Origin of the sequence: Phenylobacterium sp. VNQ135, assembly GCF_049445735.1 — a bacterium.
GTDB lineage: Bacteria > Pseudomonadota > Alphaproteobacteria > Caulobacterales > Caulobacteraceae > Phenylobacterium.
Window position 1 is genome coordinate 417169 of record NZ_JBMSDS010000005.1, and the last position, 14167, is coordinate 431335.

The following is a 14167-nucleotide window of genomic DNA, read 5'->3' on the forward strand; positions in this document are numbered from 1 at the left end:
GGAGATCGGATGCGCGAGCGGTTGGCGGCGGCCCAGGCGGCCTTGCAGGGCGGGCGTCTGGCCGAGGCCGTCGAACTCCTGGCCGCGGTGCTCACCGAGGCGCCCGAGCAGAACGCCCGCGTCTATCAGACCCTCGCCCTGCAGCTCTACCGCGTCGGACGCCATGCCGAAGCTGAGGCCTGGGTCCGGCAGGGTCTCGACCATCATCCGCGCAATTTCGAGCTGTGGAACATGCGCGGCGTCCTGCTCCGACGGCTGGGCCGACTCGACGAGGCGTTCGAGGCGTTGAACGCCGCGCTTCGGCTGCAGCCCTCCAGCACCTCGGTCCTCACCAACCTGGCGAACGTCCAGCTCGACCGCGACGATGACGCGGCGGCCGAGAGCATCCTGACGCGGCTGGTGCGGATGGAGCCCAAGAACGGCGAGCACCAGCGTCTGCTGGCCCGCGCGCTTCGCCGGCAGGGTCGGCACGAGCCGGCGCTGGCGCGGCTTCGCCAATCGGTCCTGCTGGACCGCAAGAACATCAATGCGTGGCTCGACCTGGCAGGCCTGCTCCTGGACATGCGCCGCGACGACGAGGCGGCGGACGCGGTCGAGCGCGCCTCGACGATCTTCCCCGACCACGAGAAGTTCCGCGAGGGCCGGATCAGTCTGATCCGCCGCAAGGAGGGCCAGGCCGCCGCGATCGCCGCACTGGAGGCCGTTCTCGCCAAGGATCCCAACCAGGCGTGGGCGCACCGTCAGCTAGGCCAGATGCTGGCCGACACGGATCGCCCCCGCGCCAACGACCATCTCCGACAGGCCGCGGCGCTGTCGCCCGGCGACGTCGACGTCCGCTTCAGCCTGGCGGAGAGCCTGCAGCGGTCGCGCTACGGCGACGAGGCCGCTCATATCGAGGACTCCTACCAGGTCATCCGTGACGTTCCGGCGCTGCGCACGCTGACCATCCGCAACCGCAAGATCGCCGCCGAGATCTTCCAGCGGATCGGCGATCACGAGCGGCTGGAGCAGCTCGGCTCCGTGCGCGACCTTGGCCGCGCCTACGTCGGCGCCAGCATGCACGCGCCCCTGATGGCGCTGCTGTCACGGGTGCGCACGGCCGAGGATCGCCGCGAGCTCGTGGAGGCTCACCGCGCCTGGGGCCGCCAGATCGAGAGCATCGCCGCGCAGGACCCGATCGTCCGGCCGCCGCGTCCGGCGGATCGGAAGAAGCTGCGGATCGGCTTCATGTCGTCGGACCTTCGCGCACACCCGGTAGGCTGGTTCACCCTGCCGTTGCTGCGCCACTACGACCGCGAGCGGTTCGAGGTCTATTGCTACTCGTACAAGCAGGGGGAAGCCGATCCGGTGCAGGACGGCATGGCCCAGCTGGTCGACGTCTTCCGCTGGCGTCCCGACATCTCGGATCGCGATGCGGCCCAGATGATCGCCGACGACCAGCTCGACATGCTGATCGAGCTGGGCGGCTCCACCCACATGAACAAGATCGAGGTGATGGCGTACAAGCCCGCGCCGCTGTCGGCGAGCTGGCTGGGCTACGCGCACTCGGTCGGACTGTCGGCGATCGACTATCTGGTCCTCGACCCCTTCATGAAGCCGGCGGACCCCGCGCTGCTGATCGAACAGCCGCTGATGCTGCCGCACTGCTGGTACAGCCTGGCGCCCGAGATCTATGGGCCGGAGCCCGCCCTGGAGCTCCAGGCGCCGGTCGAGCGCAACGGCTACGTGACCTTCGGCACGGCCAACAATCCCTACAAGTATGGGCCGGAGATGCTGGCCTCCTGGGCCAGGATCATGGCCCGGACGCCGAACTCGCGCTTCCTGTTCATCCGGCCGGAGGGCGGGGCGCCCAGCTTCCGCGCGCACATGACGGCGGCCTTCGCCGCCGAGGGCGTCGCGCCCGAGCGCATCCTGTTCGAACCGGTGCGGGGCAAGCATCTGCCCTTCTACAATCAGATCGACATGTCGCTGGACACCTGGCCGCAGACCGGCGGCACCACGACCTGCGAGTCGCTGTGGATGGGCGCGCCCGTGATCACCCTCGTCGGCGAGGCGCTGTACGAACGGCTCAGCTATTCGGTGCTGACCAACCTCGGCCTGGGCGAGTTCTGCGCCCGCACCATCCAGGAATACGAGGACATCGCCGTGCGGCTGGCGGCCGACGCCGGGCGCATCGGCGAGCTGCGGCGGATCATGCGCCCACGCATGCAGGAGAGCCCGCTCGGTCGGACGAAGCAGTGGGCCGAGGACTTCTTCGAGGCGGTGGCAGCCGAGATCGCACGGCGGAGCGCCTAGGCGGCGACCGCCTTCAGCAGCCCGCTCGCCCGCACCTGGTCGTAGTAGTCGACATAGATGTCCCAGAACGGCTGCTCTTCCTCGTCGTCCAGCAGCGGGTCGCTGTTCGCTCGACGTCGGGGCTCGGGGAACTCGGTCTGGACGTGTTCGGCGATCTCGCACGCCATGTCCGTGCGCGCGCGCACCTCGCGAGCGACCCGGGCCGCGAAGTCGCCGATCCGCTCCACATAACCTGAGGGTCGGAACACCTGGTCGCCGCCATCCTCCGTCAGCCGAGCCGCGGCGAAGGCGTAGGCGAGGGCCAGGTAGGGGGCCGGCAGGTGGTCGCGAACATACTCAGGCGTGCGGATCTCGGCTGCGGCGCCTTCGGTCCAGGCCTGGAACAGCGACCAGACCAGCCGTCCTTCCTCCCACGGCCCGAACGGCGCCGGGATGACGAACTTGCCGAAGGCGAGGCCCGCAGCCTGGGCGAGATCGCGCTGGGCCGCGTTGGTCAGCGCCTTGGACAGGCCGTAGGGGCTCGCCGCCTCCTCGCCGCCGCCCTCGCCGCTCTCGAAATAGGTGCCCGTCGCCAGCAAGGCCGCGCCGCCTGCCGCGGCGAAGGCCGCAATGGCTTCGGGCATGCCGGCCATGTTGCGCGCGACCCCGGCCTCGACATCGTAATCCGGGTCTCGGTAGCCGGGGATGTCGGCGGCGTGGTGCGCGAAGAGCTCGGGCCGATTCGTGGCGATCAGGTCGCGAAAGGCCGCCGAGGCGACGGGCGCCTCGAAGACCACCTCGGCCACCTCGGCCAGAGTCTTCACCCGTTCCGCTCGGACGCCCTCGTACTCGCCGGCGGCTCGACGCAAGGGCGCGACGACGTGCCAGCCCTCGCCGGCGAGGGCGTCGGCCATCCATAGGCCGGTGAACGAACTCGCCCCGGTCAGCAGGACCGTCTTCACGGCCGATAGTCCGGATAGCCGCGATCGCGGTCCGAGATCACCGCCGGCGGGGCGGGCCAGGCGATGCCGAACGCCGGATCGTCAAAGCGCACGGCGGCCTCGTGCCCCGGGCGGTAGGCTGGGCTGATCTGATAGAGGACATCGGTGTCCGGCTCGAGCGTCAGGAAGCCGTGCGCCACGCCTTCGGGGATCAGCAGGGCGTCCATGGCCTCCGCGGACAGCTCCGCGGCCACCCACTGGCGGTGGGTCGGGCTCCCCGGGCGCAGGTCCACCGCCACGTCATAGATCCGGCCCCGCACCGCGCGCACCAGCTTGATCTCTCCGTGCGGGACGGGCTGGAAGTGCATGCCACGCAAGGTGTGCCGGCGCGGATTGCGCGAAAGGCTGGTCTGAGCCGGCGCGAACGGCGCGCCCGCTGCGGCGAACTCTTCCGGGCATTGAAGGCGGGCGAAGCTGCCGCGTTCGTCCGTCCTCGGGTCGGCCCCCACCCGCATCACGCCGGCGATGGCGGTAGGCGCAAGACGCATTAGTCCAGGATCCGCGTCACGGGCGAGGCCACGACGAAGCGGCCGCCCCAATCGCGGATGAAGGCGAGCTGGCCCATGATCTCGTCCTTCAGATTCCAGGGCAGGATGAGGACGTAGTCCGGCCGCACCTCGGCGACCTTGTCGGGCGCGAGGATCGGCGCGTGGCTGCCCGGCAGGTAGCGGCCCTGCTTGGCCGGATTGGCGTCGAAGGCGCAGACGATGTCGTCGGCCGTCGCGCCGCAGTAGTTCAGGAACGTGTTGCCCTTGGCCGCCGCGCCATAGGCCGCGATCTCCCGTCCTTCGTCCTTCGCCTCGGCCAGGAAGGCGCGGAAGCTGTCGCGGACGGCCTCCACCCTTGGCGTGAAGCCGGCGTAGGTCTCCAGCCGGTCGAGGCCGGCCGCGGCCTCGTCGGCCCGAAGCTGGCGCAGCGCCTCGGTCTCGGCATGGCCGGACGACCGCAGCGCGCAGAAGACCCGCAGCGAGCCGCCGTGGGTGGGAAGCTGCTCCACGTCGAACGCCATCAGGCCATGCGCCGCCAGAACCTGCTCCACCGCCAGCAGCGAGAGGTAGCTGAAGTGCTCGTGGTAGATGGTGTCGAACTGCACCTGTTCGATCAGGTTCAGCAGGTGCGGGAACTCGAACGTCAGCACGCCCTCCGGCTTGAGCACGTGGCGAAAGCCGGCGACGAAGCCGTTGATGTCGGGCACGTGGGCCAGGACGTTGTTGGCCGCGATCAGGTCCGCCCGGTCGCCACGGGCGGCGAGCTGAATGGCCGTCTCCTCGTTGAAGAAGACGGTCTCGGTCCGGACGCCCCTGGCCCGCGCCGCCTCGGCCGTGTTGGCCGTCGGCTCGATTCCGAGGACGGGAATGTCCATCGCCAGGAAGTGCTGCAGCAGATAGCCGTCGTTGCTGGCCACCTCGATGACGAGCGACTCAGGCCCGAGGTCGAACCGCTCGGCCATGGCGACGGCATAGCGCCGGGCATGCTCCACCCAGCCGGGCGAGTAGGAGGAGAAGTAGGCATAGTCGGCGTCGAAGATGTCCTCGGCCGGCACCACGTCGTCGGCCTGCACCAGGAAGCACCGGCCGCAGACGCGGGTGTGCAGCGGATAGGTCTTCTCCGTCCCCGCCTGGAGCTGCTCGCGCGTCAGGTTGCTGTTGGCGAGCGGCTGGCGGCCCAGGTCGAGAAAGGTCTGGGTGAGCGGAGCGCGGCAGAAGCGGCAGGCAGGCGGACTCATGGCCGGCCTTCGTAGGCCGCGATCTGCCCCTGGCACAAGGCGAGAGCGGGCTCGCCGCCGGCCTGACGCCGGTACCACGCCATGGTCAGGGCCACGGCGTCGGGCGCGTCGAGCCGGCTCTCGAAGCCTAGCGTCTCGCGGGCGAGGCTGGCGTCGATGGCCAGGGCCCGGGCCTCGATGGAGTTCGGATCGGGCTCATGCCGCCACGGCTGCCCGCCCAGCGCCTCGACGCCCAGGGTTGCGAGTTCGCCGACGGTGACGGATGGGCCGCCGGGGCGCGGTCCGAAGTTCAGGGCCCGGGGCGCGCCGGGTTCGGTCGCCAGGGCCTCGAGATGGCGGAAGTAACCAGCGAGGCAGTCCAGCACATGCTGCCAGGGTCGCGTCGCCTCCGGATGGCGCAGGACCACCGCTTCGCCGGCGGCCGCGGCACGCACGATATCGGCGACGAGGCGGTCGCGCGAGAAATCGCCGCCGCCGATCACGTTGCCGCCGCGGGCCGTGCCCACCGCCACGCCCAGGCTGTCGAAATAGCTTCGGGCGAAGCTCTGCACGACGATCTCGGTCGCCGCCTTCGATGCGGAATAAGGATCCTTGCCGCCCAGAGGGTCCCCCTCCTTGAAGGCCCGCCCGGTGTCGGCGTTGGCGTAGACCTTGTCCGAGGTGATCACGAGCGCCGCCTTGAGACCCGGCTGTTCCCGCAGGGCCTGCAGCAGGTGCGCCGTCCCCATGACGTTGGCCGAGAAGGCGCCCACCGGATCCTCGATCGAGGTCCGGACGATCGCCTGGGCCGCCATGTGGAGCACGACGTCGAAGCGCCTCCCCTCGACCGCGGCGGTCACGGCCGCAGGATTGCGCAGGTCGACGAAACGGGATTCCACCAGGCTCGAGACGTCGGCGAGGTCAAACAGGTTGGGCGTCTGGTCCGGGGGCAGCGCCAGGCCGGTGACCTGAGCGCCCATGCGGCTGAGCCAGATCGCGGCCCAGGCTCCCTTGAAGCCCGTATGACCCGTCAGCAGGACCCGCTTGCCGGCCCAGAACGCCGCGTTCACCGCCGCCACGGCGCCTCGCCCGAGGCCCACAGCGCCTCGAGGTGATTCTTGTCGCGCAGGGTGTCCATCGCCGACCAGAAGCCGTCGTGACGATAGGCCATCAGCTCGCCGTCGCGGGCGAGGCCTTCGAGAGGTTCGGCCTCCCAGGACATCTCGTCGCCCGCGATACGTTCGATCACCTCGGGCTGCAGCACGAAGAAGCCGCCGTTGATGAGCGCGTTGTCCCCAGGGGGCTTCTCCGTAAAGCGCTCCACCCGACCTTCCTGGATCTCCAGCGCGCCGTAGCGGCCGGGCGGCGCGACCGCCGTGATGGTCGCCGCCTTGCCGTGTCCGCGATGGAAGTGGGCCAGGGCGCGCAAATCCACGTCGGAAAGACCGTCGCCGTAGGTGAAGAAGAATGGCTGGCCCGGATCGAGGTAGCGCCCCACGCGCTTGAGACGGCCGCCGGTCATGGTCTCGGCCCCGGTCTCCACCAAGGTCACCCGCCAGGGTTCGTGGTTGGTGGCGTGATACTCGATCGAGCCCTTGTCCAGGTCGACGGTCAGGTCGGCGTTATGGAGCACATAGTTGGCGAAGTACTCCTTGATGACATAGCCCTTGTAGCCCAGGCACACGACGAAGTCGTTGAAGCCCGCGGCCGAGTACAGCTTCATGATGTGCCAGAGGATCGGCCGGCCTCCGATCTCGATCATCGGCTTGGGCCGCAGGTGGCTTTCTTCCGATATCCGCGTGCCCAGGCCGCCGGCCAGGATTACCGTCTTCATCTCAACAGCGCCTTCCCCTTCGGACCGGTCTTAACGGGCGAAGGGCTAGTAGGCCACCGTCCACTCGTCCATCCAGGGCGCGGCCTTGGCCTCCTCGGTGAAACGATAGGCGAAGCGGTGCTGGTTCTTGTCGAGGTAGGCGTAGTGCTCCTCGAAGACCTTGGTGTTGATGTTCTCGGTGTCGCACTGGCACGCCATCGCCGGGCACGGCTTCGGGCCCGCGAAGAAGGTGACCTCCGGCGACTGGCTGAGGTCGCCCATCGGCTTCAGGTGCTGCGCGCCGCCGCAAGGATAGACGACGCCCTCGGGATCGACGAACAGGTACTTGAACCCGGCGTTGCAGAGGCCCGGCCGCTTCAGGTTCAGCAGGAACTCCCAGTCGTGGCGCGAGTAGATCACCTGACGGATGATCGCGCGCTCTTCCTCCGTATAGGCTTGAGGATAGGTCTTGCCGTCGTACTCGCCGATGAACGGCTGGACGAAGTGGTCGACGCCGGCGGCCTCGAACTTGGCCTTCACCTCGGGCAACTTATGCAGCGACGGCGGATAGGCGACGCTCATGGTGGTGAGGTCGTAGTAGGTGCCCAGCTCCTGCGCCGCCGCGATCCAGGCGTCCTCGTTCTTGATCTCGGTGGGGTGATAGCTGGCCACCAGAGCCACCTTCTCCTTCGGCACGCCGGCCAGGATTCTGGCGTACTGCTTCGGATGGAAGGACAGGTTGGTGATCAGGTTCAGGACACGGACGTTGTCCGACGCGCCGAGGCGGCGCGCGCCCTCGACGAGGACCTTGGAGATGAAGAACTCGCCGCCGACGCCGATCCGGATGTTGATCGGGAAGGGCAGCTTGCAGAGGTTGTCGACGATCTGGAGATAGCGCTCCTCGTTCCACGGGCTGGGGCCGCGGCCTTCGGGCGGCGCGTGGCCGGCCACGCAGTAGGGGCACTTGTAGTTGCAGACTGGGTAGTCGGTGAAGAAGCGCACATTGATCGTGCGCTGCTCGACGGCGGCGTCCGGCGCGGGCTTGGCCGCCTGGCGGCCGATCGGCTTGAAGAACATGCTCAGGCTCCTGCCCACGGGACGTCGTAGCCGAAGAGCGCGATGTCGTCAGCGAACAGCTGCCGCACGAGCTCGACGGTCCCTGCGTCATAGTAGTCTTCCACGCGGCCGCGCTGCGAACGGTTGCGGGTCGGGAGGGGCTGTGGCGGCAGGCCCAGGCGCTCGCAGATCACGTCGAAGTCCTGCTGCAAGGTCTCGAAACGCATCAGATAGTCGAAATTGTCCCGGATGCCAGCGGCCGGCTGGTCCGGCGTGGCGCGGAGATGCTGCGTCATGGGCGGGATCGTGGGCAGGAATGCGACGAAGGCTTCCCGGGTGAACTCGGTCACGCCGCGATGCGGCGAGAAGTAGAACGAGACGGCTCGGGCCCAGGGATTGCGCACGCAGGCGAACTTGAACAGCGCCCCATAGACGTCTGGCGGCAGCTTGGCCGCGTACTCGGCGAGCGGCGAGTGCTTGGAGAAGCCGTAGGTGGGGTTGCTCAGCTCGAAGCGTTCGATGCCGTCCTGATGGGGCTCGCGGCAGACGATCTCGTCTTCGGAATAGGTCCGCAGCACGTTCTGGATGGAGTTGCCGCCGGTCTTGGGGATGTGGACGAAGAGGAATCGACGCTCGAGCGAGATCATGCTCGCGCCTCCGGCGCCCAGGTCATGGATGAAGCGCAGATCGGCGGTGCGGTCATCGAAAACGGGGTCCTCAAAGAGCGCGGCGACTCGCCGGCGGACGGATGCGCCCAGGTCTTAGCATCATCGGCGCTCGCGAGGCCTGGCGCCGCGCGCCCCGCGGATCAGCGTCGCCACTGTTGGCCCAGCTGAGAAGGATTCGGCGATTCGCTTTCGCGCATCATCGAATTCAGCTAAGCTTCGTCGTCAGCCTAGCTCTCCAAGGCTGTGTCGCTTCGACCGGGCGGCGGATCCAGCGATCCGCCGCCCGGTCTTCGTTTGAACTCCCGACAATCCGCCTCGCCTTCCGCCGCGCCGCATCGGCGTGCCGATGCATGCGCGTCCTGGCGCGACGGCTCGCCCTCCGCGCAAAAAGAAAGGGGCCGCCCGAAGGCGGCCCCTCCCCTAGATCGTGGAAGCTTGCGCTTCGCTTAGATCAGGTTGTCTTCGGAGATGTCGGCGAGCGAACGGCCCACCAGCACCACCGCGTCATCAACCGTGTTGTCGCCGTCTTGGTCAGCGAACACGATCACGTCGTTACCAACCTGGACAGCGACGTAGTTGAACGCATCGGTCACGTTGCCGATGATGTCCGAAGCTTCGTCGAGCGCGTCCGCGTAGGTCGCGGCAGTCGTCTCGTCGTAGTTCGTGGCAGAACCAGCCCCGGCATTGAACTCCAGGCGGTCACTCGCCGACCAATCACGGATTTGGTCGATCTCGCCGGCGGTCGTGCCCGATTGGTCGGTGAAGATCCCGAAGGTATCCGCACCCGCGCCGCCGAACATGATGTCCTGATCGCCGCCGCCTTCGATGTAGTCGTCACCGTCGCCGCCTTGGATGCTATCCACGCCAGCGTCACCGAAGACCGTATCGTCGCCGCCGCCGGCCACGACAGTGTCGTCACCCACGCCGCCGGTGATCGAGTCGTCGTCGTTGCCGGAAGTGATCGCATCGTCACCAGCACCGGCATCGATGAGGTTTTCACCGTCGCCAGCATTGATCACGTCGTTGCCGTTGCCACCGGCGATGGAGTCCTCGTCAGCACCCGTGGTGACCACATCATTGCCGGCACCCGCGTCGACGAAGTTATCGCCGCTGCCGACGTTGATGGTGTCGTTGCCGTTGCCGCCGCTGACGACGTCGTCGTCGGCGCCGCCGGTGATGGTGTCAGCGCCTTCGCCGCCGACCAGCGTGTTGTCGCCGTCACCGCCTGCGAGCGAGTCGTTGCCGTTCCCGCCGGACAGGTTGTCGCTGCCGTCTTCGCCGAGCAGCGTGTCGTTGCCAGCGCCGCCAACAAGGGTGTCGTTGCCGAGGTTGCCGTTCAGGAACTTCGCACCACCCGCCACGGCGGTGATCACGTCATCGCCTTGGCCGCCGGTGATGGTGTCGGCGCCGTTGCTGGTGCTGATGATCGTGTCGTCACCCAGGTTGCCTTGGATGCTGTTGGCCGAGGTGCCCGTGACGGTGACGTAGTCGTCGCCAGCGCCGGCCACGATCACGTTCGCGCCCGTACCGCCGTCGATGGTGTCATCGCCGTCTTCGCCGAAGATCTGGTCAGCACCGTTGCCGCCGACAACCGAGTCATTGCCGAGGTTGCCGAACAGCAGGTCGTTGCCCGCGCCGCCGATGATCGAGTCGTTGCCCTGACCGCCGTACAGCCACGCCGTGCCGGTGGCGTTCTGCGCGCTGATGCTGTCGTTGCCGAGGTTGCCGTGGGCGAAGTTGAACGCCGACAGGTCATCGGCGCCGCCGTTCAGCACGTCGATGTTGTCGTTGCCTTGACCGCCGTAGATCGAGTCAGCGCCGTTGCCGCCCACCAGCACGTCATTGCCGGTGTTGCCATGCAGAAGGTCAGCGCCGCCGCCGCCCGACAGGGTGTCGTTCAGAGCGCCGCCGTACAGGCCATCCTGCGTGGAACCGCCGGTGTAGGTCGTGCTGTTCGCATCGCCGATGTAGAGCTTAGACCCGTCCGGGAAGATCGCAAAGTCGCCATCATCCGACACCGAATCGATCGGGAAGTTCAGCGTCTTGCCGCCGAACGTGATGTTCACCGATTCCACCGCCGTGGCGGTCGCCGGGACGTAGGACACGGTCACGAGGTTGGCGCGGGCGCCGGCCGTCGTGAAGACGAGCACGTCGCCTGGACCAAAATCCGCCGACTGCTCCGGCGTCATGTTTTCCCAAATATAGCTAGCCATTAGTCTCTCCAGTCTGTGTCACACGGACCCCCGGAACGCCTGACCCCCATCCCCGATGGGGCAATCCCGGCGGTCCATCACCCAAGCGCCATAGCACGGCTGCGGCGTAGGTTAGACGAGCCCAAGCCGAGACGTATCGGAACCCTGCCAATTACGCAACACCAAAAAGCCCCCTTTCGGCGAGCCTGCGACGGTGTGGCGCCTAGGCCTCTACTCCTCGCGGAAGGCGTCCCGCAGGGTGTCCGTAATGGGTGAAATCAGGTAGCTCATCACCGTCCTGTGCCCGGTGACGATCTGGGCGCTCGCCGGCATCCCCGGGGTCAGTTCGACGCCGCGCTTCAGCTTCTTCAGCTCGCCTGGCTGGATTCGCAGTTCGACGCGGTAGAACGACGTGCCCGCCTGCTCGTTGGTGATCCGATCCGCGGAAACGAGCGCCACCTTGGCCTGGAGCTCGTCGTTGAAGCGCTGGTTCAGCCCCGTCAGGCGCACCCGCGCGGGCATGCCGACGCGGACCTGATCGACGTCTTCCGGCTTGACCATCGCGGTGACCGTGAGCGGCGCGCCGGCGGGCACCACGTCCATCAGGATCTCGCCGGAACCGACGACGCCGCCGACCGTGAATTGCGTGAGATTGAAGACGTAGCCGTCCACGGGGGAGCGCACGACCGTCTGCTCCAGCGCCTGGCGTGCGGTGGCAAGGCGCGGCACCACGTCGGACAGCTTCGCCTGGCTGTCACGCAGGCCTTCGGCCGCCTCGGTCTGCCGCTGATCGCGGAGCTGCGTCAGCTTCATCCGGGTCTCGCCCATGCCCTGCCGCATGCGGGCGATGTCGGCGGTGAGCTGGCCCTTCCGGCCACCCAGTTCGGCCAGCGTACGCTCGTAGCGCAGGATCAGCGTCTTCGGCGCATAGCCCTGCTCGTTCAGCTTGCGGTACCCGGCGAGCTCTTCCTCGGTGAGGCGCCGCTGCTCGTCAATGGACGCGACTTGGGCCTGCAGGCCCTGCACCTGGGTTTCGAGCTGTTCGATGCCCTGGCTGAGCACCGCCGCCTGGCTCTGGAAGAGCTGGGCGCGGGTGCTGAACAGGAACTGCTGATCGCGGATCATTCCTGAAACGCGCGGATCGGCCATGCGCGCCGTCAGCTCGGCGGGAAACTGGACGGTCGGCTGATTCGTGGCCTCGGCCGTGAAGCGGGCGTTCTGCGCCATCAGCACGTCGTACTGGTTCTGCAGCACGTCGACGGTGGCGCGGGCCTCCACGTCGTTGAACAGCAGCAGCGGCTGGCCGGCGCGGGCGAGCTGCCCTTCGCGCGCCAGGATCTGTCGGACCGTGCCACCCTCTCGCGGCGCGCGGAGCGTCTTGCGGTTGCTCTCCACGCGGACCTCGGCCGGCGCGGCGATGCCGCTGCTGAGGGGGGTGAACGATGCCCAGAGGCCTAGGCCGAAGACGAACGCGCCGATGACGCCGACGCCGACGATCATAGGCCGCTTCAGCCGGTGCTGGAGCGTCGCATCCATCTCGCCTGGGTCGTCGCCGAACGTCGGGACGACGTAGTTGTTGGTGTTGTTGTTGGGGCGCACCGGCCCGAGGTCGAGTTTCATCGGCCGCCCTCCACGGCGCGGACGTCCGGCGCCGGCTTGACGAGGCGCGACATCACTTGGTCGCGCGGGCCGAACAGTTCGACCCGGCCGTCCCGGAGGACCAGCATCCTGTCGGCCGGCCGGAAGACGCTGGGCTTGTGCGAGATGATGACCACCGTTGCGCCGTCGGCCTTCAGTTGCTCGATGGCGCGCATGAGGGCGTCCTCGCCTTCGGCGTCGAGGCTGGCGTTCGGCTCGTCCAGAACCACGAAGGCGGGCTTGCCGAGCACCGCCCGCGCAAGGCCTACGCGCTGTCGCTGCCCGCCCGAGAGCACGAGGCCGCTCTCGCCCACGTCGGTGTCGTAGCCCTTGGGCATGCGCAGAACGAGGTCGTGCACCCCGGCCAGGCGTGCGGCCTCGACGACATCCTCGTCGCTCACGTCGCTGCGGAAGCGGGCGATGTTGTCGCGCACCGTGCCCGCGAACAGCTCCGTGTCCTGCGGGAGATAGCCCACGTAGCGCCCGAAGTCGGCGCGGTCCCAGGTGAAGACGTCCGCGCCGTCCAGCCGCACCACGCCCTGCAGCGGCTTCCAGATGCCCAGCAGCAGGCGGGCCAGGGTGGACTTGCCGGCCCCGGACGGCCCGATCACGCCCAGCACCTCGCCCGGTTCCACCGAGAACTGCACGCCGCTCAGCACCAGCTTGCTGGCGCCGGGCGGGGCGAAGTTCAGCCCTTCGACGGACAGCTTGCCGGTCGGCCGCGGAAGCTGCGTGCCGCTCGGGGCCGGCTCGGCCTTCGTCAGCAGGTTCTGCAGTCGCTCGTGCGAGCGGACCATGTTGTTGAGCGGCTCCCACGAGCTGACGATCTTCTCGATCGGCTGCAGGGCCCGGCTGGCCAGGATCATGTTGGCGAACAGCATTCCGGAGTGAATCTTGCCCTTCAGGATCAGGTACGCGCCGAGCGCGATGATCAGGACCTGCATCCCCATGCGGACGAACTTGATCAGGTCGGTATAGCCGTTCGAGTACTCGGCGGCGGCGGCGCCGCGCTCGATCGTCACCGCCCGATGCCGCGCCCAGGCGCTGCCCAGGGTCGGCAGCATGCCCATCGCCCGGACGACCTCGCCGTTGCGCAGCGCCGCATCGGTGAAGCCATAGCTCTTGAGCGCAGCGTCGTTGGCGTCCTTGAGGGCGGGAGCCATCGCACGCGTCTGGAGGATCGCCAGGGCGAGGAGCGTGATCGCGCCCATGAGGGTCACGATGCCCACGAGCGGATCGATGATGAAGAGGACGATCAGGAAGACCGGAATCCATGGCACGTCGAAGATCGCGGCCGCGCCGACGCCGGTGAAGGTCTGGCGGAACTGGTCAAGGTCGCGCAGCGCCTGCGCCCGAGCTCCGGGTTCGCCGCGCACCGCCGCGTCGAACAGGCTCGCGAAGACGCGGCCCGACACGCGCTGATCGAGGGCTACGCCGTAGTTGATGAGGATCCGCGCGCGGATGTCGTCGATGACGCCGGAGATGCCGAACACGAACAGCGTCACCAGGGTCAGAACCCAGAGCGTCGCCTGGCTCTGGCTGAGCATGACGCGGCCGTACACCTGGTAGGTGTAGAGCGGCAGAGCCAGGTAGAGGATGTTCGACACCAGGCTGAAGAGGAAGGCGACCGTCGCCACCTTCTTTGCGTCGCCGAGCGCGCGGGTCAGCGCCGTGTCGGGCTGGTTCGAGAGGAACGTCAGGAATTTCATCGGGGCGCCGAGCTGTTCCGTCGTGGCTTGCAGCCAGATAAACCCATCTGGCGCGAAAAAGGTGAACGCAGGTTTCGGGTCGCCGTTCGTCCAGCCTCGCGCCCGGAACGT

Annotated in this window: 11 protein-coding genes; 1 reads left to right on the forward strand and 10 read right to left on the reverse strand. The window is 68.0% G+C overall.

All coding sequences use genetic code 11. The features are described 5' to 3' along the window. The first annotated feature begins 9 nt into the window (after positions 1 to 9). A complete protein-coding gene (locus tag ACO2Q0_RS19835) occupies positions 10 to 2295 on the forward strand; it encodes a tetratricopeptide repeat protein (RefSeq protein WP_423353242.1) in 2286 nt (761 codons plus the stop codon). Here ACO2Q0_RS19835 and ACO2Q0_RS19840 read toward each other — a convergent pair. The 10 genes from ACO2Q0_RS19840 to ACO2Q0_RS19885 all read right to left on the reverse strand — a co-directional run bounded on the left by ACO2Q0_RS19840 (position 2292) and on the right by ACO2Q0_RS19885 (position 14056). Beyond that, complete coding sequence (locus ACO2Q0_RS19840) at positions 2292 to 3236, reverse strand: NAD-dependent epimerase/dehydratase family protein (RefSeq protein WP_423353243.1); 945 nt, start codon at positions 3234 to 3236, stop codon at positions 2292 to 2294. The two genes, ACO2Q0_RS19835 and ACO2Q0_RS19840, sit on opposite strands and share 4 nt — an antisense overlap. Beyond that, positions 3233 to 3763, reverse strand: a complete 531-nt coding sequence (locus ACO2Q0_RS19845) for a dTDP-4-dehydrorhamnose 3,5-epimerase family protein (RefSeq protein WP_423353244.1) — start codon at positions 3761 to 3763, stop codon at positions 3233 to 3235. Before ACO2Q0_RS19845 ends, ACO2Q0_RS19840 begins: the two co-directional genes overlap by 4 nt. Continuing rightward, the gene (locus ACO2Q0_RS19850) at positions 3763 to 5001 is read right to left on the reverse strand and encodes a methyltransferase domain-containing protein (RefSeq protein WP_423353245.1); all 1239 of its coding nucleotides are present in this window, start codon (positions 4999 to 5001) and stop codon (positions 3763 to 3765) included. Before ACO2Q0_RS19850 ends, ACO2Q0_RS19845 begins: the two co-directional genes overlap by 1 nt. Next, positions 4998 to 6059, reverse strand: a complete 1062-nt coding sequence (rfbG, locus tag ACO2Q0_RS19855) for a CDP-glucose 4,6-dehydratase (protein ID WP_423353246.1) — start codon at positions 6057 to 6059, stop codon at positions 4998 to 5000. The genes ACO2Q0_RS19850 and rfbG overlap by 4 nt, the downstream gene beginning before the upstream one ends. Beyond that, the gene (rfbF, locus tag ACO2Q0_RS19860) at positions 6047 to 6814 is read right to left on the reverse strand and encodes a glucose-1-phosphate cytidylyltransferase (RefSeq protein WP_423353247.1); all 768 of its coding nucleotides are present in this window, start codon (positions 6812 to 6814) and stop codon (positions 6047 to 6049) included. The genes rfbG and rfbF overlap by 13 nt, the downstream gene beginning before the upstream one ends. 45 nt (positions 6815 to 6859) lie before the next feature. Next, on the reverse strand, positions 6860 to 7870 hold the full coding sequence (locus ACO2Q0_RS19865) for a hypothetical protein (protein ID WP_423353248.1): 1011 nt from the start codon (positions 7868 to 7870) through the stop codon (positions 6860 to 6862). Between the two features lie 2 nt (positions 7871 to 7872). Next, positions 7873 to 8496, reverse strand: a complete 624-nt coding sequence (locus tag ACO2Q0_RS19870) for a sulfotransferase family 2 domain-containing protein (RefSeq protein WP_423353249.1) — start codon at positions 8494 to 8496, stop codon at positions 7873 to 7875. Between the two features lie 467 nt (positions 8497 to 8963). Next, positions 8964 to 10730: a calcium-binding protein gene (locus ACO2Q0_RS19875; protein ID WP_423353250.1), complete on the reverse strand. Its 1767-nt coding sequence runs from the start codon at positions 10728 to 10730 to the stop codon at positions 8964 to 8966. A gap of 210 nt (positions 10731 to 10940) precedes the next feature. Continuing rightward, a complete protein-coding gene (locus ACO2Q0_RS19880; RefSeq protein ID WP_423353251.1) occupies positions 10941 to 12329 on the reverse strand; it encodes an HlyD family type I secretion periplasmic adaptor subunit in 1389 nt (462 codons plus the stop codon). Then, entirely contained in the window at positions 12326 to 14056 is a 1731-nt protein-coding gene (locus ACO2Q0_RS19885; protein WP_423353252.1) for a type I secretion system permease/ATPase, read from the reverse strand. The genes ACO2Q0_RS19880 and ACO2Q0_RS19885 overlap by 4 nt, the downstream gene beginning before the upstream one ends. Between the last annotated feature and the right edge of the window lie 111 nt (positions 14057 to 14167).

Bases quoted from the DNA above. Each gene is read 5' to 3' on its own strand.
- rfbF (WP_423353247.1), bottom strand. From the start codon at position 6,814: ATGAAGACGGTAATCCTGGCCGGCGGCCTGGGCACGCGGATATCGGAA.
- ACO2Q0_RS19875 (WP_423353250.1), bottom strand. From the start codon at position 10,730: ATGGCTAGCTATATTTGGGAAAACATGACGCCGGAGCAGTCGGCGGAT.
- ACO2Q0_RS19870 (WP_423353249.1), bottom strand. From the start codon at position 8,496: ATGATCTCGCTCGAGCGTCGATTCCTCTTCGTCCACATCCCCAAGACC.
- ACO2Q0_RS19845 (WP_423353244.1), bottom strand. From the start codon at position 3,763: ATGCGTCTTGCGCCTACCGCCATCGCCGGCGTGATGCGGGTGGGGGCC.
- ACO2Q0_RS19850 (WP_423353245.1), bottom strand. From the start codon at position 5,001: ATGAGTCCGCCTGCCTGCCGCTTCTGCCGCGCTCCGCTCACCCAGACC.
- ACO2Q0_RS19835 (WP_423353242.1), top strand. From the start codon at position 10: ATGCGCGAGCGGTTGGCGGCGGCCCAGGCGGCCTTGCAGGGCGGGCGT.
- ACO2Q0_RS19865 (WP_423353248.1), bottom strand. From the start codon at position 7,870: ATGTTCTTCAAGCCGATCGGCCGCCAGGCGGCCAAGCCCGCGCCGGAC.
- ACO2Q0_RS19885 (WP_423353252.1), bottom strand. From the start codon at position 14,056: ATGAAATTCCTGACGTTCCTCTCGAACCAGCCCGACACGGCGCTGACC.
- ACO2Q0_RS19880 (WP_423353251.1), bottom strand. From the start codon at position 12,329: ATGAAACTCGACCTCGGGCCGGTGCGCCCCAACAACAACACCAACAAC.